General features: G+C 40.2%; 21 protein-coding genes and 1 tRNA gene. 8 read left to right on the top strand and 14 right to left on the bottom strand.

The features are described from left to right. A complete protein-coding gene (locus DXB63_RS14495; RefSeq protein ID WP_122127124.1) occupies positions 1-543 on the top strand; it encodes a GNAT family N-acetyltransferase in 543 nt (180 codons plus the stop codon). Between the two features lie 48 nt (positions 544-591). Here DXB63_RS14495 and DXB63_RS14490 read toward each other — a convergent pair whose 3' ends face one another. The 9 genes from DXB63_RS14490 to DXB63_RS14450 form a co-directional block, all read right to left on the bottom strand. Then, positions 592-1,056: a biopolymer transporter ExbD gene (locus DXB63_RS14490; RefSeq protein ID WP_122127123.1), complete on the bottom strand. Its 465-nt coding sequence runs from the start codon at positions 1,054-1,056 to the stop codon at positions 592-594. Beyond that, entirely contained in the window at positions 1,056-1,646 is a 591-nt protein-coding gene (locus DXB63_RS14485; RefSeq protein ID WP_122127122.1) for a biopolymer transporter ExbD, read from the bottom strand. The genes DXB63_RS14490 and DXB63_RS14485 overlap by 1 nt, the downstream gene beginning before the upstream one ends. Positions 1,647-1,683: 37 nt before the next feature. Continuing rightward, positions 1,684-2,160: a hypothetical protein gene (locus tag DXB63_RS14480; RefSeq protein ID WP_122127121.1), complete on the bottom strand. Its 477-nt coding sequence runs from the start codon at positions 2,158-2,160 to the stop codon at positions 1,684-1,686. Between the two features lie 11 nt (positions 2,161-2,171). Further along, the gene (locus DXB63_RS14475; protein WP_122127120.1) at positions 2,172-2,984 is read right to left on the bottom strand and encodes a MotA/TolQ/ExbB proton channel family protein; all 813 of its coding nucleotides are present in this window, start codon (positions 2,982-2,984) and stop codon (positions 2,172-2,174) included. Between the two features lie 74 nt (positions 2,985-3,058). Further along, positions 3,059-3,146: transfer RNA gene (locus DXB63_RS14470), tRNA-Ser, on the bottom strand. A gap of 170 nt (positions 3,147-3,316) precedes the next feature. Then, on the bottom strand, positions 3,317-4,099 hold the full coding sequence (locus DXB63_RS14465) for a TatD family hydrolase (protein WP_122127119.1): 783 nt from the start codon (positions 4,097-4,099) through the stop codon (positions 3,317-3,319). 6 nt (positions 4,100-4,105) lie between these two features. Continuing rightward, the gene (locus tag DXB63_RS14460; protein WP_122127118.1) at positions 4,106-4,795 is read right to left on the bottom strand and encodes a hypothetical protein; all 690 of its coding nucleotides are present in this window, start codon (positions 4,793-4,795) and stop codon (positions 4,106-4,108) included. An 8-nt stretch (positions 4,796-4,803) separates the two neighbouring features. Then, positions 4,804-5,778: a polyprenyl synthetase family protein gene (locus tag DXB63_RS14455; protein WP_122127117.1), complete on the bottom strand. Its 975-nt coding sequence runs from the start codon at positions 5,776-5,778 to the stop codon at positions 4,804-4,806. A gap of 87 nt (positions 5,779-5,865) precedes the next feature. Then, positions 5,866-6,549, bottom strand: coding sequence for an energy transducer TonB (locus tag DXB63_RS14450; RefSeq protein ID WP_122127116.1), 684 nt, complete (start codon positions 6,547-6,549; stop codon positions 5,866-5,868). Positions 6,550-6,805: 256 nt separating this feature from the next. Between DXB63_RS14450 and porQ the strand changes: the two genes are divergently transcribed. From porQ to pfkA, 4 genes are all read left to right on the top strand, one after another. Continuing rightward, complete coding sequence (porQ, locus tag DXB63_RS14445) at positions 6,806-7,777, top strand: type IX secretion system protein PorQ (protein WP_122127115.1); 972 nt, start codon at positions 6,806-6,808, stop codon at positions 7,775-7,777. A 20-nt stretch (positions 7,778-7,797) separates the two neighbouring features. Further along, entirely contained in the window at positions 7,798-8,493 is a 696-nt protein-coding gene (gene cmk, locus DXB63_RS14440; RefSeq protein ID WP_122127114.1) for a (d)CMP kinase, read from the top strand. Positions 8,494-8,496: 3 nt separating this feature from the next. Further along, a complete protein-coding gene (locus DXB63_RS14435) occupies positions 8,497-9,387 on the top strand; it encodes a 4-hydroxy-3-methylbut-2-enyl diphosphate reductase (RefSeq protein ID WP_122127113.1) in 891 nt (296 codons plus the stop codon). 100 nt (positions 9,388-9,487) lie between these two features. Further along, entirely contained in the window at positions 9,488-10,468 is a 981-nt protein-coding gene (gene pfkA / locus DXB63_RS14430; RefSeq protein ID WP_122127112.1) for a 6-phosphofructokinase, read from the top strand. Positions 10,469-10,748: 280 nt separating this feature from the next. Here pfkA and meaB read toward each other — a convergent pair whose 3' ends face one another. From meaB to DXB63_RS14405, 5 genes are all read right to left on the bottom strand, one after another. Next, positions 10,749-11,849, bottom strand: a complete 1,101-nt coding sequence (meaB, locus tag DXB63_RS14425; RefSeq protein WP_122127111.1) for a methylmalonyl Co-A mutase-associated GTPase MeaB — start codon at positions 11,847-11,849, stop codon at positions 10,749-10,751. A gap of 13 nt (positions 11,850-11,862) precedes the next feature. Further along, on the bottom strand, positions 11,863-12,933 hold the full coding sequence (locus DXB63_RS14420; RefSeq protein WP_369869633.1) for a DUF1573 domain-containing protein: 1,071 nt from the start codon (positions 12,931-12,933) through the stop codon (positions 11,863-11,865). Positions 12,934-13,039: 106 nt separating this feature from the next. Beyond that, positions 13,040-18,898 (bottom strand): alpha-2-macroglobulin family protein, encoded by a 5,859-nt coding sequence (locus DXB63_RS14415; protein ID WP_122127109.1) that lies wholly within the window; start codon positions 18,896-18,898, stop codon positions 13,040-13,042. A gap of 435 nt (positions 18,899-19,333) precedes the next feature. After that, the gene (locus DXB63_RS14410) at positions 19,334-20,794 is read right to left on the bottom strand and encodes an aminoacyl-histidine dipeptidase (RefSeq protein WP_122127108.1); all 1,461 of its coding nucleotides are present in this window, start codon (positions 20,792-20,794) and stop codon (positions 19,334-19,336) included. Next, on the bottom strand, positions 20,791-21,780 hold the full coding sequence (locus tag DXB63_RS14405; RefSeq protein WP_122127107.1) for a lysylphosphatidylglycerol synthase transmembrane domain-containing protein: 990 nt from the start codon (positions 21,778-21,780) through the stop codon (positions 20,791-20,793). Before DXB63_RS14405 ends, DXB63_RS14410 begins: the two co-directional genes overlap by 4 nt. Before the next feature lie 104 nt (positions 21,781-21,884). Between DXB63_RS14405 and rsmA the strand changes: the two genes are divergently transcribed. The 3 genes from rsmA (at position 21,885) to DXB63_RS14390 (ending at position 26,031) form a co-directional block, all read left to right on the top strand. Next, positions 21,885-22,694, top strand: a complete 810-nt coding sequence (gene rsmA / locus DXB63_RS14400; RefSeq protein ID WP_122127106.1) for a 16S rRNA (adenine(1518)-N(6)/adenine(1519)-N(6))-dimethyltransferase RsmA — start codon at positions 21,885-21,887, stop codon at positions 22,692-22,694. A 3-nt stretch (positions 22,695-22,697) separates the two neighbouring features. Beyond that, a complete protein-coding gene (mgtE, locus tag DXB63_RS14395; RefSeq protein ID WP_122127105.1) occupies positions 22,698-24,038 on the top strand; it encodes a magnesium transporter in 1,341 nt (446 codons plus the stop codon). Positions 24,039-24,174: 136 nt separating this feature from the next. Further along, a complete protein-coding gene (locus DXB63_RS14390) occupies positions 24,175-26,031 on the top strand; it encodes a DUF349 domain-containing protein (protein ID WP_122127104.1) in 1,857 nt (618 codons plus the stop codon). The last annotated feature ends 414 nt before the right edge of the window (positions 26,032-26,445 follow it).

Raw genomic sequence — 26,445 nt, 5'->3', positions numbered from 1 at the left:
ATGATTTCAATCAAAAGGGTTAGAACCAGTGATAAAGAATATGCTTTTGCAGAACAGTTATTAATGACAGCTTTCCCGCCCGAAGAGCATCGGGAACTAGAAACACAAAGAGATTTCACTGACAATAATGAATTGTTTTATAATAATATCATCCTTGAGAATGATGTTCCCATAGGTATTGTCAGTTTCTGGAACTTCAATGATTTCTATTATATAGAACATTTTGCAATCTCTCCGGATTATCGAAATGGGGGCTACGGAAAGAAAGTATTGGAATATTTAAACCAACAAATTTCAGCTCCTATCGTATTAGAAGTAGAACTTCCCGAAACAGAAATGAGTAAAAGGAGAATTAACTTTTATAAGAGGATAGGATATAAACTAATTCAAGAAGAATATTATCAACCACCTTATAGAAAACAAGATAATAAATTACCGATGTTTCTTATGGTTTATGACCAAAATCAAGAAATAACAGATTTCACACCTATTAAAAAGAAACTATACAAGTATGTATATAATGTAGATGAGAATTATAAATGAAAAAAGGAGGTATAAAAACCTCCTTTTTATTATTTTAGAATCCAACTATTACTGACGCGGTTGCGCTGAATAGTTAATCTTCAAAGCATAAGCCTGACGAAGTGCCTGTTTAATATCTGTTACGATACCCATTTTTGTTTCCTTATCAATTTTCAAAGATACGGTCATAAACGGTTGGTCTTCTTCTTTCATACTTGTTCTCTCCTGAGTAATATAATCCTGGATTTCAGCAACATCAGCAAACTTATCATTTAACTGAATACGGCTTTCAGAACCCATTTTCTTACGTAAATCAGCAGTAGGCTTACCTACATAAATAAACGTCACCAATGATTTCTTTTCCAGTTTCTCCAACTCTGTACCTGTCGGAACCTTAAACTCAACCTTTAATGTTACTTCACGCATTGTTGTTACAATCATAAAGAAGAACAACAGTGTAAAGATAAGGTCAGGTAAAGAAGAGGTATTCAGAGCAGGCATTCCACGTTTACCTGTTTTATTAAATTTTCCCATTACTTCTTCCCTCCATAGTTTTTAGGTTCTGCCTCAGATATCTTTTGAGGATAATACTCACGAATCGCTTTTTGCTGCTCTTCGTCCAATTGATTATAATCTTTCTGCCATTTTTCCTGAGCTAATTCATTTCTCAACTCATTATAAGCAGCGACCAATTCATTCTGTACATCAATGTACGCCTGATAACTGGTTCCACGGTCATTTTGCAAAGAAATTACATGGTTCTCCGTTACCATGACTTTACCGAAATATGGAATATTCTTCTCATGCTTTTCTGGTAGTTTCTCGTCATTATAAGGATTCGCAATAAAATCTTTAGCTCTCTGTCTTAATTGCTTAATTGTTATGTAATCAGAACCACACATCAACTGATCATTTGAATTTAAACGAACAGCTAGAACGTTACGCTCTTTTACAATGATATCATCTATTTTCTGATCCTTTTCCGGTGGAGGCGGTAAACGTCTTGCCAAACCACGGTCAGTATCCATAGAAGTAGTGATAAGGAAGAAAATAAGCAATAAGAAAGCAATATCGGCCGTCGAACTCGAATTTATCTCGGGTACACTTCTTTTTCCTTTTGCCATTACTTACTCTTTTATATTATCGGTAACCCGACAATGATTACAAAAATTTCTTTCTAATACTAAATCCAAAGATCAAAAGAATCAATGCTCCCATCATGAAATAGATAGAATATAGGAACATATCTGTCAATTTTAACCAAAATGGAACGTTATCAGTACCATCATAACCCGGTAAAACTAACGCTTCACCACTACCCATTGACCATGAAACAATTAAAAGAACTACCAAAGCAATAATACCAATTAAAGACTTCACTGCTTCTTTTGGAGAATCCATAAAATTGCTGACAAATTGGAAGATAGCAGCTAAAACCGTAACACATACAGTTATGCCCATCAAGACATATATCCAATAAATAAGTGGATCAGTATATGCAGGCTGAGACATTTCCGGATCAGCAACAATCCGGTTTGCATCTTCACCTCCAAAGAAGAACAATCCTAAGATCACAAGCGTAATAGCAAGAATCACATATAGGACAGTTCCTGATATTTTTTGAATTTTAACTTTCATTTCTCTAAAAATTATTTTTTGTACTTCAGGTTGTATTTGATTACCATATCAAGCAAAGTAATAGAAGAATCTTCCATTTCGCTTGTCAAAGCTTCAATCTTTGAAAGAATGTAGTTGTAGAACAACTGAAGAATCAAAGCAACAATCAAACCGAAGATAGTAGTAATCAAGGCAACTTTCATACCGCCGGCAACAACTGTCGGAGAAATATCACCTACTTGTTGGATTTTATCGAATGCCTGAACCATACCGATTACAGTACCCAAGAATCCTAACGACGGAGCCATTGCGATAAACAATGTAATCCAAGAACATCCTTTTTCCAAATAACCAGCTTGAACACCGCCGTAAGAAACAACAGATTTCTCAACTACATCGATACCTTGATCAATTCTCATCAAACCTTGATAGAAAATTGAAGCAATAGGACCTCTTGTATTACGGCAAACTGTTTTAGCAGCTTCAATATCACCTTTTTCCAAAGCAGCTTCTACAGCAGCAATAAGTTTTTTAGTGTTAACTTCAGCCAAGCTAAGATAGATAATTCTTTCAATACAAAAAGCCAAACCAATAACCAATGCAATAGCAACGAAACTCATGAAGAATGCAGAACCTTCAATGAATTTTGTTTTCAATTCTTTATGGATACCACCTTCTTCTTCAGCAACGGCCGTAGTTACCTCAGCAGTTGTAGCTTCTTCAACCGCAGGAGCAGTTTGTTCTGTTTGTTCTGTTGCAGCAGCCTCATCTTGAGCTAAAGCTATCTGAGTTGATCCAAATGTCAGGACTCCCATCACTGCAAGAATTGCAAATAACTTTTTCATTGTGTGTCTAATTTTTTAAGATTAATTAATTAATTATTGTTTTATATTTACTTGTTAATTTCAGTGCATTATTGCGGAGAAAGCGGGATTCGAACCCGCGATACGCTTTAGGCGTATACACGCTTTCCAGGCGTGCCTCTTCAACCACTCGAGCATCTCTCCATTATAATAGGATATCATTCCTTTTAAATCGGCTGCAAATTACAAAAAAAATGCGAATCCCAAATAATTTCAGGCACAAATGTATTCTTTTTTTTCGTCCCAAACAGCATTATTCCTCTTTAATCTTTGATAAACGTGCAAAATTAATAAACTTTAAAATCTTCCCATCGTCATTCTATTACCTTAAACACCTCTAAAGCATTTTTATTTGTTAATTCCGCCATCTTTTCGACTGATATTTCATATATCTCAGCCAACTTATTTAAAACATCTTTCACATTGGCACTTTCATTACGTTTCCCTCTGTTGGGCACCGGAGTTAAATAAGGAGAGTCAGTTTCTAAAACGATCCGGTTTATCGGTACATCTCTCAACACATCCGGCAAAATAGTTTTTTTGAAGGTCACAACTCCATTGATGCCCAACTTAAAGTTTTTAAAGCTCAATAATTTATCTGCTTCAGCTTTAGTTCCCGTAAAACTATGAAAGATTCCTCTCAAATTAGTATCTTCTATATAAGGAAGCATTAAAGCATATAACTCTTCGAATGCTTCACGACAATGTATAATCAGAGGTAATTTATACTCTATGGCCCATTGTAATTGCGTTACAAATGCATTTTCTTGTTGCATACGATAAGTCTTATCCCAATACAAATCCAAACCAACTTCACCTATCCCAACAAAATTATTAGATAAATCAAGCAATTCTTTCATCTGCTTCAACTCAATCTCATAATTTTCCTCCACAGATGTCGGATGCAGACCAATCATCGGATAACAATAGCCTGCATATTGAGATGCGACTCGCAGCATATCACTGATAGTCGAGCTATCAATATTGGGCATAAACACCTTTGAAACACCAATACTCTTTGCTCGTTCAATAACTTCAGGCAAGTCCTCTTTAAATTCCTCTAAAAATAGATGAGAATGTGTATCTATGAATTCCATAAACGTCTACTCCGGTTTCTTTTCTCCTGTCCTATAGTAATAGACAACTCCATATTCCCGGCATTTATTCAATCGTTCCTCACCCGATAAGTTTTCAAATCTCTTCTCTATTTGATTCCACAAATCCAATATTATTTCATCAGCCCTTCCACGCATAGAAGCTAATTTTTCCAAACTACGATTAGTTATATTTTGAAGATTCTTTTGGCATTCGTATCCTTCTTTAAAAATATCGTAATGTACAATAACCTTTGCTATCGTTGGATTATAAATAGGGACACCACCATGACGAAGTCTTTCTTTTTCTCCCGCAATGATTTTATCACCCCATTCCAAAACAGAAACTTCACTCGATAAATCCGGAACGCTATAGTTCTCTCTCGGCAAACCATAAAAGTCCTTATATTCTTCCTTAATTTCAGAACGAATAACTGCCAAATTCAAAACCTGAATAAAATGAGATATGTACAACCGAGCATTCTTAACATTACCCTGATACTTTTTACTGGAATTTACTTGATTCTCCAAACATTGTTTATAATATGCCCGAGCCACTTTAAAACGAGAAAGAAAGCTCCTTGCCTCCGACAATGTATTCAACGAAATAATCGGATTATATGTATCTCCTTTTTCCAAAGCCATACTTAAAGCTTTAATTCTGGCTTGATCCGTATTAGGTAATCTTCTGTAGGGCATAAATCTAATTACATTTCCCGGTACATTAAATGTTCTGCAAAATTCTTTAACTCAAGTGTCTTCTCTACAGGGAGATTGACCTCTAAAAGACTGGCAATTCCTTGCATATAGTGTTCTCTCATCTTATTTTCACAAACATTCTTTATACCTATTTTATCATATAGGTCAGTGACTACTTCAATTTTCTCTAAAGGATTATAATCAGCTTTGGAGATCCAAGTCAAAAGTTCTTTTCTTTGGGCTTCATCTGCACGTTCCAAAGCCTTTATTAGCATAAAGGTCTTCTTATTGCAAAGGATATCTCCGCCTATATTTTTCCCGAATAATTCCGGATTTCCATACACATCCAGGAAATCATCTTTCAATTGAAATGCAATTCCTATTTGCATCCCAAATGTATATAAAGCATCAGCATCCGCAGTAGAAGCACCTGCTAATATTGCACCTATCTTCAAACTGGCAGCTAATAAAACGGCAGTCTTAAGACGTATCATTTCAATATACTCGTCTGCCGTAACATTTTCACGAGTTTCAAATTCCATATCAAACTGCTGTCCTTCACAAATTTCCAAGGCCGTTTGACTAAATAGCCCAAGAATTTCATCTAAATGTGCCGGGGTATTTCTTGTCAAAAACTGATATGCCAGTACAAGCATCGCATCTCCGGAAAGTATTGCCGTATTTTCATTCCAGACTTTATGCACCGTAGCTTTTCCACGTCTCATATCCGATCGATCCATCAAGTCATCATGTAATAACGTATAGTTATGATAAGTTTCTAAAGCAACGGCTTGTGACATCACCGTAGATACATCATCCTTATATAGGTTGTAAGCCATCAACATAAGTACGGGACGAATGCGTTTTCCACCTAAAGACAACACGTACTCTATCGGATCATATAATCCTTTCGGAGTACGGTTATATTGTAATTTGGAGATATATGAATTTACATCATCCAATAATTGGAGAGCAGTAAACATGGTATAGAAATTATATTAAGGATTTTAGAAAAAAGAGGCTGCATATAGCAGCCTCCCATACTTTATACAAACATTCATGTTATTTCTTTACTGTAATTTGAATGTTACCGGTACTGTGTACTTAACACGTACAGCCTTACCTCTTTGCTGACCAGGTTTCCATTTAGGCATACTCTTAATCACACGCAAAGCTTCTTTATCCAAATAAGGGTCAACGCTACGTACAACAACCGGGTCAACGATAGAACCGTCTCTGTTTACAACAAACTGTACGATAACTCTACCTTGAACACCATTTTCTTGAGCGATTGTCGGATATTTGATATTCTTTCCTAAGAACTTCAAACATTCAGCCATACCACCCGGGAATTCCGGCATTACTTCTACAACCTGAAATATTGTTTCTTCTTCAGGTTCTTCTTCCTCTACTTCTACAGGAACATACTTAACTTCAACAGCCTTACCAGTTTCTTCAGTTGTAGCAATTGCAGTTTCTTGTACATCAGCATTATCCTCTACGATATTCAGGACTTCAGCTACGGAAGGAGCTTCAGGTGGAGGTGGAGCTTTAATTTCTTCCTGTTGTGTAATAGGAATAATCTCTTCCTCGAAAACTAAGTCAACTATACCCGAATCCGTTGCAACCTTAACGTCACGTTGAGTCCATTCGAACGCAACGAACATAAGAGCTAAGACGATAACGTAACCGACTAACAGCCAGGTACCTCTTTTACCTTCCAAATCTGCTTTAGGCGACTTTTTTACTTCCATATTATAATATAATTTTTTATGTGTTTCTCACTTTCGGGCAAATGTAGCACATTTTTTTAGATAACCTTTTCCTTTCACTATTTTTTTTGTGCCAACGCATAACCATTTTTAATTTTTTAATCCTTTCTACACCCTAAAATAAAATATTTCACGTTCTTATAAATGTAAATTGCAGCAAGGACCAATATTTATGCTACAAATTTAAAGTAGATATTTTAAAATAGCCGTATATTTGGCAACAATTTTATCAACATTAATGAAAAAAGTTCTATTTATCATTCTTTTTTCCTTTATATATATAGGATTACAAGCGCAAGAAGGAACCAGTACCTTTAATTTCCTAAAGTTACCGATTTCATCACATGCCGCAGCTTTAGGTGGCGAGAATGTATCTGTGATAGAAGATGATTTAACAATGGCCTTTCAGAATCCGGCTTTGTTATCCTGTGTTGCCGACCGTACCCTTAACCTTAATTATATGGTATATATGGATGGAGTCGGAGTTGGTAGTGCCGCTTTTTCAAAAGTCATCAATGACCGTTCGGCATGGGCTGTAGCTGCTCAATATTTTGGTTATGGTAAAATGAAACAAACAGATCCGGAAAACAATATCTTAGGTGAGTTTTCTGCAAAAGACATGGCTTTCATGGGGATATACAATTATGATTTAAGTGATTATTGGAGTGGTGGAGTCACAGCCAAAATGATCTATTCCAAATACGAAGAATACTCATCCTTTGCCATCGGAGTAGATTTAGGTCTGAATTATTATAATGAGAATTCCGATTTCTCCGCTTCTATCGTTTTCAAGAATCTGGGAGGACAGATAGTTGCCTATGATGAAAAACATGAGAAGCTACCTGTCGATATCCAATTAGGTATCAGTAAAAGACTGGCACACGCCCCTTTTCGTCTGTCAATCACTATGCCTATGCTGAACAACTGGCAATCTTCTTATACGACTGATGGTGAAAAACAAAAATTCGGTACCATTCTATTAAATCACTTTGTTTTTGGTCTTGATTTCAATCCATCTGATAATTTTTACATATCTTTGGGCTACAATTGCAGGCGCGCCAACGAAATGAAAATAGATGGTTCCTCCCATTGGGCGGGACTAACCGTCGGCGCGGGCATACAAGTCAAAAGGATTAAATTCGGAGCATCATACGCTAAATATCACTCGGTGGGCTCCTCTTTCCTCTTTAACCTAGCAATGACAATGTAATTTGAATATTTTATTAAGACATGAAAAAGATTACAATAGCTATAGACGGTTTTTCTTCTTGCGGCAAAAGTACAATGGCAAAGGATCTTGCCAAAGAAATAGGATATATCTACATTGACAGTGGAGCTATGTATAGGGCTGCCACTCTATATTGTATAGAAAACAATCTCTTTTTGGAAGACGGAAGTGTCAACACCAAAGAACTGGAGAAACAGATAGACAACATCCATATATCTTTCCAACTGAACACTCAGACAAATCGTCCCGACACTTATTTGAACGGTATTAATGTTGAAGATAAAATCAGAACGATGGAAGTTTCCTCTAAAGTAAGTCCGGTAAGTGCTGTCGGATTTGTACGTGAAGCAATGGTTGCTGCACAGCAAAAGATGGGTGAAGCCAAAGGTATTGTTATGGATGGCCGTGACATCGGTACAACAGTTTTCCCTAATGCCGAACTTAAGATTTTCGTAACAGCTTCCGCCCAAATACGTGCACAAAGACGCTTTGACGAATTAAAAGAGAAAGGACAGCAAGCTGATTTCAATGAGATATTGGAGAATGTGGAGAGCCGCGATTATATCGACCAACACCGTGAGGTAAGCCCGTTAAAGCAGGCAGATGATGCTATTCTACTGGATAACAGTCATATGAGCATTGCCGAGCAAAAACAATGGTTGATGGATAAATTCCAAGAAGTAATTCAAAAAGCCTAATCAATGATAAAAGTAGAAATAGATGAAGAATCGGGTTTCTGCTTTGGGGTGGTAACTGCCATAAAAAAAGCGGAGGAAGAACTCACTAGCGGAGAAACACTCTACTGCTTAGGAGATATTGTGCACAACAGTAAAGAAGTGGAGCGTTTAAAAGAAATGGGGCTAATCACCATTAATCATGAAGAATTTCGCCGTCTACGCAATGCCAAAGTCTTACTCCGTGCACACGGCGAACCACCTGAAACTTATACGATTGCCAAAGAAAACAATATTGAAATTATCGACGCTACCTGCCCGGTGGTGCTCAGACTCCAAAAACGTATAAAGCAAGAATACAAACAAAAAGACGACATACAAAAAAAACAAATCGTAATCTACGGAAAGAACGGTCATGCCGAGGTACTGGGATTGGTAGGACAGACCGACGGAAAGGCCATTGTAGTCGAGAAGCTGGACGAAGTCAAAAAGCTGGATTTTAACCGTGATATACGCCTTTACTCACAGACAACAAAGTCCTTAGAAGGCTTTCAGGAGATTGTAGCATATATAAAAGAACATATTTCTCCCGAAGCAACCTTTGAGTTTTACGATACTATTTGCAGACAAGTAGCCAACCGTATGCCCAACATCCGTAAATTTGCGGCAGCACATGACCTCATTTTCTTCGTCAGCGGTAAGAAAAGCTCCAATGGAAAAGTTCTTTTCGGAGAATGCCTGAAAGTAAATCCGAATTCATATCTCATTGACAGCCGGGAAGAAATAGACAATAAGTTATTAAATGGTATCAGCTCTATAGGTATCTGCGGAGCCACCTCTACCCCGAAATGGTTAATGGAAGAAATATCAAGATACATTAAAAAACAAATCGCGATAAGTGACGAAGAAATACATTAACGTTCTTTATTAGTACCCTGACTATATTATTTCTGAACCGGAACAACTTATCCGAGTTTTTTTTAACTTTGCAGCCATAATCAAAACAAAAAGAGTTATTATGGGAACGGTAAAATGTATTGGTATTTTAACTTCAGGAGGAGATGCTCCCGGCATGAACGCCGCCATCCGTGCTGTAACCAGATCAGCTATCTACAACGGTTTTCAGGTAAAAGGTATATATCGCGGTTATGAAGGACTTATAACCGGAGAAATAGAAGACTTTAAGACTCAAAATGTCAGCAACATCATACAGCAAGGTGGTACTATACTGAAAACCGCCCGTTCTAAAGAGTTCAAAACTCCCGAAGGAAGACAGAAAGCATTCGAAAATATGCAGAAAGAAGGAATCGACGCTTTGGTCGTTATCGGTGGAGACGGTTCTTTAACTGGAGCACGTATCTTCGGCGAAGAATTTAATATCCCTTGTATCGGACTTCCGGGTACTATCGACAATGACTTATATGGAACAGACAGCACTATCGGTTATGACACAGCCATGAATACAATCATCGAATGTGTAGACAAGATCCGTGATACGGCAACCTCGCATGACCGTCTTTTCTTCGTCGAAGTAATGGGACGTGATGCCGGATTCCTTGCGCTGAACAGTGCCATCGCTTCCGGTGCAGAAGCGGCTATCATACCGGAAGACCGTACGGATGCCGACCAATTGGAAGAGTTCATAAACCGTGGATTCCGTAAGACAAAGAAAAGTAGCATCGTTATTGTTGCCGAAAGCCCGAAAGACGGTGGAGCAATGCATTATGCCGAACGTGTTAAAAACGAATATCCGCAATATGACGTACGCGTTACCATTCTTGGACACATTCAAAGAGGCGGACGCCCGACTGCCCACGACCGTATTCTTGCCAGCCGTTTAGGTTGTGCTGCTATTGAAGCCATTATGGAAGGACAACGTAACATTATGGTGGGTATACAAAACAATACGATTGTTTACGTACCATTTATCAAAGCCATTAAAAATGACAAGACGATAGACAGAAGCCTCATCCGTGTTTTGGACGAACTATCTATCTAAAGAAAAGCATATATCCTATAATCTTGATTCTTCACCTTTTACCGAAGCCTCTTATCACAAAAGAGTACAAGGTAATGGGTGAAGTTTTTTATTATCAGCCCCAATTGAATCTATCGACCTGATATTGCAATTTCACCGTCTTTATCGTCCAATCGTTTCACCCGGGGAAGCCTTGCGTTTGCCCTTGGGGAAACGACAGGTTTACCTGGCCTAAACGCAAGGCTTCCCCGGGTGAAACGATTGAGAGATAAAGAACGAAATACCGTTACCTCCGTATTATTTATTGCTTGAGCCCGGCGAAGTAAGTGTCCAACAGCTTCTTCGCGGCAACAAACGAGGTTACATTACCACGCAATACCTGTTTTTCCAAATCAGGAAGCATTTCATTGATAATCGGATTATGATAAAAGCTATCACGAAGATGTTCATTGATAGACTCATACATCCAGTATTTGGATTGTTCGTTACGACGATAATCGAAATAGCCGTTTGCCTTTACAAAATCAACATAGGCATATACCATATCCCATACCTCTTTTACTCCTATATTATAGAAGCCGGAATAAGTCAGTACCTGAGGAGTCCAGCCGGATTCCGGAGCCGGAAACAAATGCAAAGCATTACGAAACTGTGACGCCGCAAGTTTGGCTTTATCTATATTACTGCCATCCGCCTTATTAATAATGATTCCATCCGCCATTTCCATGATACCGCGCTTAATGCCTTGAAGTTCATCGCCCGTTCCGGCAAGTTGAATAAGCAAAAAGAAATCGACCATCGAGTGCACAGCCGTTTCGCTCTGCCCCACTCCTACCGTTTCAACAAAAATCTTATCGAAACCGGCAGCTTCGCAAAGAATAATCGTCTCACGCGTCTTACGAGCAACCCCTCCGAGTGAGCCGGCCGATGGACTGGGACGAATAAAAGAATCCGGATGCACAGACAGTTTCTCCATACGGGTTTTATCTCCGAGAATACTACCTTTGGAACGTTCGCTACTCGGATCTATGGCAAGAACAGCCAGCTTACCGCCTTTCTCAAGCACATGAAGCCCGAACACATCTATCGAGGTACTTTTGCCTGCACCGGGAACGCCGCTAATGCCCACACGAATAGAGTTACCGGAATAAGGAAGGCACTTTTCGATTACTTCCTGAGCAATCTGCTGATGTTCCGGACGTACACTTTCTACCAGAGTAACCGCACGGCTTAACACCGTAATATCTCCTTTCACAATACCGTCTACATAATCCGCAATCGTCAAATCACGTTTTTTTGCCTGCTTGCGCAATTTCAGATACGGATTTACGGAAGACGGTTGTTCTATTCCCTTATTGACAGTCAGTCCCTTATATTCTTCACTATTTTCGGGATGTTCCATAGCTAATCGATTTTTATTTGGTTGTTGCTTTTATCTTAATCATTACTTTCGGATGTACGGGATCGTTTGTTATCATCAGTACACGTGGTGAAGACTTCAATTTCTTCAATCCTTTACCCCGAAGCGATATTTTCAAGGTAGTCGATGCTCCCGGCTCTATATAACGCTTCTTCAAACTAACATTGACAATCGGATTAAATACCTGAAGTTCTTTAATATCCAACCGGGACTTTCCGGTATTGGTAATCGTAACCTTATGAGTCACTCTGTCCTTCGCCTCCAATGCTCCCATATTCAGTTCCGTAGCAGAAAGTGTAATGGCGGGTGCATTCAGCTTCTGCTGCTCCGTCAAACGGGAGAAATCAGGCAACAACACTGCCGAAACCGTAATTTCATTCCCCTCTCCCACTTTATCACCGGGGAAACGGGCCAGATAGACCGAAGTCTGCGTCAATCCCAAATTCATCAAATGTTTAGAATCCAGCGTTAATTTTATCTTCCCGATTCCATCTTTCCCCAACTTGGCCGGAACAGCTTCCGCTTTCAAATACGGCGGAAGATGCATCAAAACCGGTTCATAAGGCTTATCCGAAGTATTAACCAGATTAATCTCCGTCACAGGTTGATCGCCCTTATTTGCATCAGGAAACTCTATTTCCATCCTATCTAACCGTATATTGCCTATCTGATAAGGAAAAGCATCATAGTTTTTCACTTCCGTAGAAACAGTTCCTTTTATAGTTAAATAAATCGGGGTATTCGACGCATTGCAATAGACGCCTACTGTCTTATGGAAACGTCCTATGGCCTTAGCGTCAAAAGTAGACTTTACGAATCCGCTTGTACCCGGCATAATCGGTTCCTTTGTCCATCCGGCTACCGTACACCCGCACGAAGTTGTCACCTTCGTTATAACCAACGGTTTATTTCCATCATTAATTACTTTAAACTCGGCAGTAACAGGACTATTCCACATAATCGTCCCAAAGTCATGTACCTTTTCATTGAAAGAGATTTTGGGTTGTGCATGAGTCAACGTCGTAAAAAACAATAAAAGAGTAAATACGGATAATATTTGTTTCAAGTTCATAATCAAAGCATTAATATGAGGGCGGAACAATTCCGCCCTTCTTCTTATTTCAATACCCGACAAATTTAGTGTTTTTCCATTAATATCCCATTCTACCCGTCTATTTTTCTATAACCTTAATACGGTTCGAACCGGTATGCGCAGAATACTCAGGCGCATAAGCCGACTGGATAGTTGCAATACCGGTAGCGTATTCACCATCCCGGGATACATAATAGGTGCTATCCAACGTATAAGTACCTTTACGCAGAGACTCGATGAAGAATTCAGAGGAAGCATCCTTTACTGCCAGATAATAACCGATACCGTTTTGCCAGCGATAGCCGGACAAGGTGGTCAATGGTTCCAGACACGCCGCCCTCTCATCTTTCAACTGAACAAAGTCCATATCTCTGTCCGTACGGATTACCAGACGCACTACAACTTTATCACCTGTCTGCAAAACACTTGTATCGACCAATGGTACAAGTTGGGCACGCCCGTCAGCCATTTTCTCTATGTACAATTTCTTATCGACGGACAACGGACCACCCTGTTGAGTTACTTTGTCCATATTTTCCAGATATTGTGCATAAACAGCTCCCCATGCTACTCCGGCATCTTTCTTTTCCACCGTTATCTTTTTCATATTGGGAGTGATTTCCTTTCCTGTCAATGTCTCCTTCACATAACCCAGTCCGGGAGCAGTCGTCTTAGCAGAAGTAGCAGTCTCCAATACTTTATTGCCAAGGACGATTCTCACATCCCCCTGATTGTCAAGCAGACTTGTTCCGCGATTCAACAGTGCATAAATCGCATCCACCGTAGCCATAGGAGAATCCCATGCTTGTGTACGTTTCTGCATCAGTAACCATATCTTCAACTGTTCTACTGCCTTCATGTTTTTACTAACCAGCTCCATCGCTTCTATTACAGCCACTTGCGTAGGAATACGATAGGCCGAATAAGAATAAACTGCTTTCTTGGTATCATAATACATACCCATATCTTTTGTTTCTACCGCATATTCCTGCAAAGAAGCCATAAAATCACGGGCGGCAACTGTCTTCCCGGCTTTTTCCAGGATAATAGCGGAAAGTGCCTTACCATAAATCGTCTGAAGTCCAACGGAGTTTGCCAGCTTATCAATAAAGTAAGCATTCGCACGTCGGTTGGCAGCAGAAAGTTTAGCATCCGTCAACATACATATATATAGGTAATGAACAGTCAGTTCGGAGGGCAACCAATCTTTATCTCCCTTTCTCTCGGCCTCTTGCATTAACTTATATTCTTTTAAAGCTTCATCATTCAAGTAAGCAAATGCTTTGTCATACATAACCAATGCCTCTCCTTCTAAAGGTTTTCCTGTCAATACCTGCATACGTCCCAACGCTTCCACAACATATTGGGTTATATATCTGCTACCGCTCATACCCTTATACCATGTCCAAGCTCCGTCAGCCAATTGCAAACTTTGCAACTTATTAATGGCAACCGCATTCTCACTCTGTTGTCTGTTCAAATCAAATAACAGAGCGATACGTTGCTTTTGTTCCGCCTCATTCGTGGCTTCGGTCAGCCATGGCGACTCTTCAAGCAAGATATTCTTCAGCTCCTGATTCTTTTGCAAATTGCTCCATAAAGTTTCTTTCGTTCCACCTTGTGCACGCCATGCATCAAATACAGCCTTAATACGCGGATTGGCATTAACGATATATGATGCCACATTGTTGGCGTAATATGCCGAAACCCATGAAATAGCATCTTCATTGGTCGGATTACTCAATGAAGGCAATGCCTGTACGGCATACCATGCAGGATTGCCTGTAAACTCTACGGTCAGTTTGCGGTCTGTTGCCGTTTTACTACCTTTGTTAAACAACCCTTCAAGGGAATAAGTCTTTGTCTCTTCACCGACAACGGTCATCGGAATACTCTCGGTTATCCACTCTTTGTCTGTCAATACCGGCACATAACGTTGTTCTCCGTCACTAAACGTACCACCATCCGCAACAATCCGGCACGCCATTACATCCATATTATCTTTTACATCAAAAGCAAAAGTAACCGCTTCCGTCTTACCCGCCTCTACCGCAAACGTCTGTTTCTGCTTAAAGAATACCTTATCATCAACCGGATTAAACAATTCCATCCGAACCGTTCCGGAAATCGTCTTATCGGTTAAGTTGATGATATTTGAAGCAACCGATGTATGGTCGCCTATCCTTACGAAGCGAGGTATATTCGGCGACACCATAAACTCCTTACGTGCAACCGCATTCGCTGTCAACTTCGCCCAATCCATATTCTTGGTATGGGATAATCCCATAAACTTCCACTCTGTCAAGCTTTCCGGTAATATGAAGGAGAAAGAAACTTCTCCGTCGGCATTGGTACGGAGTTGCGGATAGAAGAAAGCCGTCTCCGCAAAGTCTGTACGAACAGCCGATTCCGGAGCATCTTCAACTTCTTCTGCAGACTCCGGAGCGGCATCTGTCAATAGCTCTTCTTGTGCTGTCATAACATTTGCTTCTACTCCATAATCATAGCTTCCTTTGGTACGCATACCCTTGGAGGCTCCCGCCAAATAACCGACGCGTTTTATAGGCGATACAGCATTAAAGGTAGAACCTAAGATTAAGAGATCATCCATCATCAATCGGTCAAAGCTTAAAAGCTCCACTGTCAAATACTTCAACGGGAAATATAAACCTAGATAATTAAGGCTCGGATAACCGCCATACCAACTGACAGAAGGAGTGGAACGATAGAAACTTAAATTAAAATTCCAATCATGCTTCAATAACTTGTCCAACGAAGCATCATACATTGTTGCCAGCAACTCTGCATTAGCCGGTTTACCGTCCGGATAACGGATATTGAGCCTCCACTCTTCTTTCTGTCCTGGAAGAAGTTTATCACGGAATACACTCCACTTCATTTCCAACCGTTTCTCCGGCTGCGCTTTCACGATACGGGCACTCTGCTGACAAAGCACACCGTCTTTTACGAAAGCAAAACATACCAGTATACCATCACCATACTCCTCTTTATAAGGATACACCTTTTTTACAATGGAATCGGTCAATAAGAAACGTTGGCTATCCAACCGCTTATTACCGGAAAATACATCATAAAACACATACACATCCTTCGCAGAAGAACCGAACAAAAGAGTTGCATCCTTACCCGGTGCAAATTTATTGTCGGGGAGATAGAGCCAGTCTTGCATATCAAACGGAGGTTTCTTATCATTGATAGAGAACAGAACAAAGTATTGTTCATACCCAGCTTCTTTCCCCAAGCTGTCTTTTGCAGATAAGACCAGACGATATCTGCCCGACGGCAATGCTTTAATAGCTATCGGATCAAATGTTTCACCCGAAACAAACGTTTCTTTTAAAAGACATTTGCCGACTTTACCCGTTGCATCACCATTATAGAGATTTTGTCTGACGGCATCTGTTCCTGAAGATCGAGAGTCCTGCAACTGATAAACGGCATACTCACCTTTCACCGTTAAGGGTTGATGATCGAGGTTCTCTGCAGAAAAAACAAGTTTATTAAACTGTTCTTTCTCCACATTATCAGGTAAATCCGCAGAGAGCACCATAGAAGAGCTTCCCACGGCTAGTCTTAAGCTACCGCTTTGGGTTTCTCCCGCCACATCCGTTACGGAGGCCTCTACCATAAAACTATTATACCAGACAGACAATCCGGAATTACTCTGGTCCGGCTCCAAATAGACTCTTATCTTAAATTCACCTTTATCATTCGTTTTCACTTCTCCCGAAGCAATACCATACTGCCGGGCTTCCCATCGCCATAAGGCAGGAGAACGATTTACATGATATTTAACCATGACATCCTGAAGCGGAACTCCCGAAAAAGTCTTCGCTACACCTGTCACCCAAACAGAATCTCCAACTGCGTAAGCTCCTTGAACCGGAAGCAAAGTGACATCAAAAGTAGGTCGTTTATATTCTTCTACCTGAATGCTCGCATCTGTCCAAACATCATCTACCCGCAACGAATAACGCCCGGTCAGGCAAGGAGAAGGCAACATGAATTCACCGGAGAAAGAGCCGAAAGAGTTGGTACGTACACTGTGCTCGGCTATTTTCTTTTGATTCACGTCTAAAAGCTGAACAGTATAGGATTTATCCGCCAAAACACTCGTGCTATCGCCATCCTGCCGGTAAGCGATACCGGAAAGATAAACGGTCTGTCCCGGACGGTAAATGCTGCGGTCGGTAAACAAGTTTATCCGTTCATACGGCTTTGCATTATTATTCCCTTTTACAAAGTAAGCACTTATCCGTTGTAACTGCATTCCGGTATCATTGTCCTTACGCGCCTGAATATAAACACCGGACTCCTGTTTACCGATCGTAACAACGCCATTCTTATTTGTCATATAGTTGTTTATAGGGGTGAACTGATTGTTCTTCCGATTATATAACGTAACTTCTGAGTTTGGTACAGGATGACCGCTTCGTGCATCTACAACCACTATCTCCATCTTATTGTCAGGAAGCCCTATGCTAATCACCTTTAGGCGAGAGACATACAAAAGGTCATAACCGGGAGACACATCTTTCCTGTCAGATGACAGTTTTATCAAGTAAATACCTTCTTCGGGTACAGAAAGACCAAAGACGGTATCTTTAAGTTGATAATCCGGAGTGGAATCAAATACCATTTCTTCAGCACTCACCCGCTTCAGACAGGAAGAAGGCAAACCTTTAGTTTGCACATCCCACAGCTTTTCCGAGTAAGCAGGCAGATTAACACGATAAAGAGTAATCATTGCAGATGGTAAGTTGCAATAAGAAATCTTCATAAACAAAGAATCACCCGGATAAACTAGGGAAGCAACATTAATGGTCAGACGAGGATTCAATATTCCCTTTTCTATATTCTTCAAAGCATCGATGCGGTTATAACGAGGATACTTCCGGATACCCTCACGCGCTAAACGCAATGCTTCCACTAAATCCGACCTGCTACGGGAGAACTCTGCCATTTGTATATACACTTCCGCACAAACATCTTGCGAAGCATACTTTTCCTGCATTGCACGTAACTGTCTATAATAAGGAGAAGATGCCGATTGTCCGGCATTGCTATACAACATTAAACTATTCTGCATAAAAGCAAGACGCTCAATATCAGTCAGCAATGCTGCGTCCTGCATAGAATGTTCCGAATAATACCGCAACATGGTTTGATAGATTTGCAATACCCCCGCCATATAATCATATTGAGAAGCCTGAGGTATCTTTAACTTCAGAAAAGATTCCGTCGACCAATAAGAAAGCGTGTCAGCACGCCCTGTTTGCGGGTATTGCATAGCAGCATACGAAGAGTTTGCACTTAAAAAATTAATGGCAGTCATGCCCAACAGATGGAGCATATCATGATGAAAGTATTTGGAGGCATCACCTTTTATCACAATCGGTCTGAAAGCATCCACAGAGGTTTTACCTAACAAGTCCACGTCTTTCAAAGAACGCATAAAATACTCATAAGACTTGCGAATATAAGCATCACGCCCCCATTCTCTCATATCATCGGCAAAACCATCGACTGCTGTCAAATCAGGAGTACGATTATATCGGTCGCCATTAAGCATACTCCCGTATAAGTCACCCAACATAGCGTTCAAAACAGCCGCATCCAACGGTTCTTTAGTCTCTTGCGCCCATTGTTCCAATCCCTTGATATCTGTATAAATACTGTCAGGTGTCACCATTTGGCGATACTGCATTGCCTGCCAATAGGCTTTCATTGCTTCAGGAGCATTCCTTTCCTGTATGGCTTTCCTATAAATCGTTTCAGTCAGCGCAAGCACAGATTTAGGAAGGTCTTTCTGTTCCATACGGGCTACATCTTTCCACAGTTTCTCGTAAGTTTGTGCTTGTGCAACCATTGCCGATAGCATGAAAAGCACCAAAACCAGCAAATGTCTTTGTTTCATATCCGTTATATTATTTCATTATCAATACATTATAAACAAAATAACAAATAATAAATGAAAATGGCATGGTTTAAATGATAAAAAAGGCTAATACATTAATCTGCACACACATCCGGCTTAGCTCTCACTCACCGGAAAACTAGCCTGTTCGACTTTCTCTACTTCTTCTTTCACAGTTGTGCAAGTAATCTTTCACAGTCGAGAAAGAGATTTTGCACATATTATGAAAGACAATTTGCACATTATGTGAAAAAGGTAATTGATACGGATACAACGACTAATTATTTAAGGGAGGGAGACTAATACTTCGGGGCTTTTGTGGTAATTGAGGCTTTGAAACGGCCCCTTACTTATATGAATACGTATTTAAACAAACTGAGACCGCCTCAAGATGAGACTGTCTCAGTTACAATATCATTTAAAAGAATAAATCAATTATCCTTTCATGGGAGTTTGCTCTAATGTTGCCACCAAGAAATCATAGAACTTCTTGACTGTCGGGATCAGAACACGTTCTGCCGGAGAGTGAGGAGAACGAAGCGTAGGACCGAACGATATCATATCCAGATTAGGCATTACGGCACCAATGATACCACATTCCAATCCGGCATGAACGACTTTCACCGCAGGTTCTACCCCAAATTGTTCTTTATAAGACTTCTTCATCGCATGAAGGATAGGAGATTCCACGTTAGGCTGCCAACCGGAATAGCCACCGGTCATTTCAACTTTCATGCCTGCCATTGAGAAACAACATTCCAAACTGGTAGTCAGGAATTCTTTCATGGAATCGGAAGAACTACGGGCTAATATCTTGAAATCGGCTTTCCCGTCGGCTATTATAATGATAGCCAAGTTTGAGGAAGTTTCCACCGTATCAGGAATAGTAGGAATATTTCTCATCACACCGTTCTGACAAGCAAAAATAGCGTCGATCAGGTTATCCTGAATTTCTTCCGGCACCTCTCCCTTCGGAAGTTCCACGCGTTCCGCTGTGAAAGTGATCGGTGTCTCGATAGCTGAATATTCTTCATTAAACAGCTCTTCGCAATATTTTACCAGTCCGAGCAATTCAGCCTCATTTTCAGCAGGAATAGTCAATACAGCATGCGCTTCACGAGGAATGGCATTCCGCATATTTCCACCTTCCCAAGAAGCCAAACGAGCTTCATAAGATGCGATAGCCTCACGAACAAAACGAACCAATAACTTATTGGCATTAGCACGTCCCTGATTTATTTCCAAACCGGAGTGACCGCCACGAAGTCCTTTCAAAGTAACCTTAACGGCAATATCATCTTTATCCGGTTCTACTTCCTTATATTGTAATGTAGCTGTAACATCCATACCTCCGGCACAACCGATATAAAGTTCACCTTCATCTTCAGAGTCAAGGTTCAAAAGAATCTCACCGTTCACTGTGCCCGGTTTCAAACCGAAAGCACCGTACATACCGGTTTCTTCATCTGCGGTAATCAAGGCTTCCAACGGACCGTGCTTCAAACTGTTATCTTCCAATACAGCCATAATAGCAGCCACACCCATACCATTATCGGCACCAAGCGTAGTTCCGTTAGCTTTTACCCATTCACCATCTATTATTGTTTCAATCGGATCTTTAGTAAAATCATGGACTTTATCGTTATTCTTCTGAGGAACCATATCCATGTGTGCCTGAAGAATTACCCCTTTACGGTTTTCCATACCCGGAGTAGCGGGCTTACGGATGATTACATTTCCGGCATCATCCATGAAAGATTCTAATTTTAAACTCTTACCAAAGTTAAGCAGGAACTCCTGAATAGGTTTCAAAAAGCCCGAAGGACGGGGTACTTGTGTTAATGCATAGAAATGCTTCCACACATTCTGTGGATCTAAGGATTCAATTGTTTTCATACATTCTGTTTTTTATTTGTAAACGACAATGCCGTTACTCCATATATTCCCAACAAAATTATTAAAAAAGTTTGAATTCCATGCACAAGTAGGGCAAAAATTCCGGCATCGGTCTTAGATACTCCATAGAGCATCATCATGGATATGACAGCGAAATGCCAGGGACCTGCCCCATTCGGGGTGGGAACCACCACTGCTATACTGCCGACCACAAACATAACCAACCCTGCCTCTATGCCTAAATTACTGCTAAAACCAAAACAATAAAAGCTCAGATAGAACTGCAGGAAATAAAAAAGCCAGATAAGGAAGGTATATAAAACAAATAAAGGTTTGTTCTTCACATTCTTCAAAGACAGTATTCCCTCCCATACATTCAACGCCACACCTTTCACTTTCTCAAAGAAAGAGAGTGTACGCAACAGATAATAAAGGAGGATTATCACACCCACCGCACACAATAGTATAATGTAGAAACTCGCCGTGGTAAACAAATGGGTTACAGAACCCAGATCCGTACCGGTTTCTGCGAAGAAACTTTTAAAGACCTTCATCTGCAAGACTAATGTCAGCCCCGTTATCAACGCTACACATAACGTATCGATTAAACGTTCGGTAACGACAGTCCCTAAAGATTTGGAAAAAGAGACATTATCATACTTAGACAAGATACCGCAACGGGATATTTCCCCGATCCGAGGTACGACCAGATTTGCCGCATACGAAACAAAAATAGCATTGACACAATCACTTGTCTTAGGATATGCACCAAGCGGAGCGAGCGTCTGTTTCCATCGCCACCCCCGAAGCACATGACTGAAAACACCGAAGACAAGCGTCAGCAGCATCCACCAATAATTCATGCCGTGTTCCAAGACTTCCCCAACGCGGGAAAAATCAAAATCTTTATATACCCATAAAAGGATGAAACCACCCAAAGCAAGTGGCAAAACGACCTTAAATGCCTTTTTTATTATCTTTTTCAACCGAGTATAATCTTTAATTTAAGTATTATTGATACCTTTGTAGGCTGCAAAGATAGCAGGATATATGCAAACAGCATACTATTAACCATTAAATTTTGACAAGGATGAAGTTAGTAAAACCTAAAAAGTTTCTGGGACAGCACTTTCTGAAAGATCTAAAGATAGCACAAGCTATTGCAGATACTGTCGACGCATATCCCGGTCTCCCGATTTTGGAGGTTGGCCCCGGCATGGGGGTATTAACTCAATTCCTCGTAGCAAAGGAACGTCCCGTAAAAGTTGTAGAATTGGACTTCGAATCGGTTGCTTATCTGCGTGAGAATTATCCTTCACTCGAAAATGATATCATAGAAGACGACTTCCTTAAAATGCATTTAGAGCGTTTGTTTAATGGCAATCCATTCGTGCTTACCGGCAATTATCCATATAACATTTCCAGTCAGATATTCTTTAAGATGCTGGATTATAAAGAATTGATTCCATGTTGTACGGGAATGATTCAGAAGGAAGTAGCCGAACGCATCGCTGCCGGTCCGGGTAGCAAAACCTATGGTATCCTGAGTGTACTGATACAGGCATGGTATCACGTAGAATATCTTTTCACGGTACATGAGAATGTATTTAATCCTCCTCCGAAAGTTAAAAGCGCCGTAATCCGTATGACGCGGAATAACGTCAAAGAATTAGGATGCGATGAAAAACTGTTTAAGCAGGTAGTTAAGACAACTTTCAATCAACGGCGGAAAACATTGCGCAACTCTATCAAACCAATTCTCGGCAAAGATTGCGAGATATGTTCGGACTCATTGTTTAATAAGCGTCCCGAGCAACTCTCCGTACAGGAATTTATTGATTTGACGAATCGGGTTGAAAAAGCACTTTCAACCCTCAGTCCGCAACCCTCAATTGACTAAACGATGAACGAAGAATACGTAGATAACATCAAAGAGCTCATTGAAGAGAAAGACGCAGCCAAAGTTAAAGAACTGCTGACAGACCTTCACCCGGCGGATATTGCCGAGCTTTGCAATGAGTTGAACCCGCAAGAGGCACGGTTTATCTATCTGTTACTGGACAATGATACAGCAGCGGACGTCTTGATTGAGATGGACGAGGACGTTCGTAAAGAGTTTCTTGATATTCTCCCGCCGGAAACCATTGCAAAACGCTTTCTTGACCACATGGATACGGATGATGCTGTGGACATCATGCGTGAGATGGATGAGGAGAAGCAGGAAGAAATTCTTTCACACATTGAAGACATTGATCAGGCTGGTGATATCGTAGACTTATTGAAATACGACGAAGACACTGCCGGAGGTATCATGGGTACGGAAATGGTGGTCGTAAACGAGAACTGGAGTATGCCCGAATGTCTGAAAGAAATGCGTCTGCAAGCGGAGGAAATGGACGAAATCTACTATGTATATGTAGTAGACGATGATGAACGTCTGCGTGGAGTATTCCCGTTGAAGAAAATGATTACCAGTCCTTCCGTATCAAAAGTGAAACACGTGATGAAGAAAGATCCTATTTCCGTACGTGTAGACACCCCGATTGAAGAAGTAGTCCAGACTATTGAGAAGTATGACCTTGTTGCAATTCCTGTTGTCGACAGTATCGGACGCCTCGTAGGGCGCATCACGGTTGATGATGTCATGGATGAAGTCCGTGAACAAGCTGAACGAGACTACCAGTTGGCTTCCGGTCTTTCTCAAGACGTAGAAACAGACGACAGTGTAATCCGCCAGACTTCCGCACGTCTCCCATGGTTGCTTATCGGTATGCTCGGAGGAATCGGCAATTCCATGATATTAGGTAATTTCGACAGCACTTTTGCCGCACATCCGGAAATGGCGCTGTATATCCCCCTTATCGGAGGAACAGGTGGAAACGTGGGAACACAATCTTCCGCATTGGTCGTACAAGGTTTGGCCAACAGCTCGCTCGATGCAAAAAACACTTATAAACAAGTTGCAAAAGAATCTATTGTGGCCCTTATCAATGCCAGCATCATTTCCTTATTAGTATACATCTACAACTTTGTCCGGTTCGGAGCAACAGCCACCGTCACTTATTCTGTTTCCATCAGCCTTTTTGCAGTTGTAATGTTCGCCTCCACCTTCGGCACGTTAGTTCCAATGACACTGGAAAAGCTAAAAATAGATCCTGCCATCGCAACAGGACCGTTTATCGCTATCACAAATGACATTATAGGCATGATGCTCTATATGGGAATCACAGTTTTGTTATCTTAAACAACCCGATTTGGCACTGATAGGACGATAAATCAAAAAAAATAAGACAAAAAAGTATGAAGTAAAGATTTTATTTTATTTATTTGTAAGCTAATACGATAAGGAGCCAAATCCTATACTAAAAAACGATTGAACAATGATGGACTCTCATGACACTAATCAACCTTTGGAACAAGGGAAATTAGAAGAAGACAAAAATTTAGCCGAAGTTTCGGAAACAGTTGTTTCGGAAGCTTCAGAAGAAACGAATGTGGAAAATAACCCGACAGTGACTATTCAAAAATTGTCGAAAGAAGAAATTCTTGCTAAACTGAAAGAGATAGCAGAAGATGCTGAAAATGCAGACAAGCAAGAAATTGATTCTCTAAAACAAAATTTCTATAAACTCCATAAAGCTGCCCAAGAAGCTGCAAAGAAAGCTTTTATAGAAGCGGGTGGTGCTCCGGAAGCATTCCAACCGGAAGCTGATGAAACAGAAGCTGAATTCAAATCCTTGATGACGGTCATCAAAGAAAAAAGGAATGCGATACTTGCCGAACAAGAGAAGCAAAAAGAAGAAAATCTTGCTATTAAACTAAGCATCATCGACAAACTAAAAGAGCTTGTCGCTCATCCTGAAGATGCCAATAAAGCATATAATGATTTCAAGAAGCTCCAACAACAGTGGAACGAGATAAAACTCGTGCCGGCTGCTAATGCAAGCGAACTATGGAAAAGCTATCAGGTATATGTTGAAAAGTTCTATGATATCATCAAACTCAACAATGAATTCAGAGAATATGATTTCAAGAAAAACCTGGAAATAAAAACTCGTCTATGCGAAGCGGCAGAAAAACTGGCTGATGAACAGGATGTGGTTTCCGCTTTCCATCAGTTACAGAAACTACACCAGGAATTCCGTGATACAGGGCCTGTAGCCAAGGAACTGAGAGATGAAATATGGAATCGTTTTAAAACGGCTTCAACAAATGTAAATCGTCGTCATCAACAACATTTCGAAGAGCTGAAAGAAAGTGAACAACGCAATCTGGATGCAAAAACAGTTATCTGTGAAATTGTCGAAGCTATAGATTACAATGAACTTACTACTTTCGCCGCATGGGAGGAAAAGACACAAGAAGTCATTGCCTTGCAAGCAAAATGGAAGACAATAGGCTTTGCGCCACAAAAGATGAACGTGAAAATATTCGAACGTTTCCGTACAACCTGCGATGATTTCTTTAAAAAGAAAGGTGAATTCTACAAATCCATAAAAGAAGGATTAACAGAAAATCTTGAAAAGAAGAAAGCACTTTGTGAAAAAGCCGAGGCTCTTAAAGACAGCACTGATTGGAAAGAGACAGCCGATGCATTAACCAAAATCCAAAAAGAATGGAAAACGATAGGTCCTGTACCTAAAAAGTATTCTGAAACTATTTGGAAACGCTTCATCGGCGCATGCGACTATTTCTTTGAACAAAAGAATAAAGCTACGTCTTCACAACGTACCGAAGAAGTGGAGAATATGGAAAAGAAAAAAGCTCTTATCGAAAGATTATCTTCTTTTGACGAATCCATCGAAGCTGAAGAAGCCGGCACTTTAATTCGTGAAATTATGCAGGAGTGGAACAGCATTGGTCATGTTCCGTTCAAAGAAAAAGATAAATTGTACAAACAATATCATGCATTGGTTGACAAGCACTTCGAACGATTGCACATAAATGTTTCAAACAGACGTTTAAATAATTTCAAATCAAGCATCAGCAATGTAGCCGGACAAGGGGATAAAAACAACACCTTATATCGTGAACGCGAAAAGTTAGTTCGTGCTTATGAAAATATGAAAAGTGATATCCAAACTTACGAGAACAACCTTGGCTTCCTGAATGCTTCTTCTAAAAAAGGTAATAGCCTGGTAACAGAAGTAAGCCGTAAAATAGAAAAGCTAAAAGATGAACTTAACCTGATTCAGAAAAAGATCGATGTTATTGATGAATCTTTAAAACAGGAATAAGATAAAGCAATTATTATAATGACAGATGAAGGCTTATACGTAATCAATACGTATAGGCCTTTTTTCAGTCTCGTCCCAATATTTATTAGGGATAAGCATAGATATATTATACTCTCAGAACAATTATTGACCATAAGCTTCATCCTTCAGCTTGCCGATTCCACATTGATACAGAATGAGTTATCCTGAAAGATAGAATCATTCAGCAGGTTTGCTTAATACACACCTGTGGCTGAATCTTTTTCAGGAAAAAGATTCAGGACAACAAACTGATAATCAATCGCAAATTAGTAAACTGAAGGATTGAAGGTTATTTGAGGGTAATTTGTTTTTTATACTGTTTTTCACCTATAAACACCTTGATGTTTTTTAAAAACATCAGGTTGATTGAAAAAAACATCGGGATGTTTGAAG

The sequence above is a fragment of the Bacteroides sp. OM05-12 genome (genome assembly GCF_003438995.1).
GTDB lineage: Bacteria > Bacteroidota > Bacteroidia > Bacteroidales > Bacteroidaceae > Bacteroides.
This window is presented reverse-complemented; position numbering and strand designations above follow the sequence as displayed.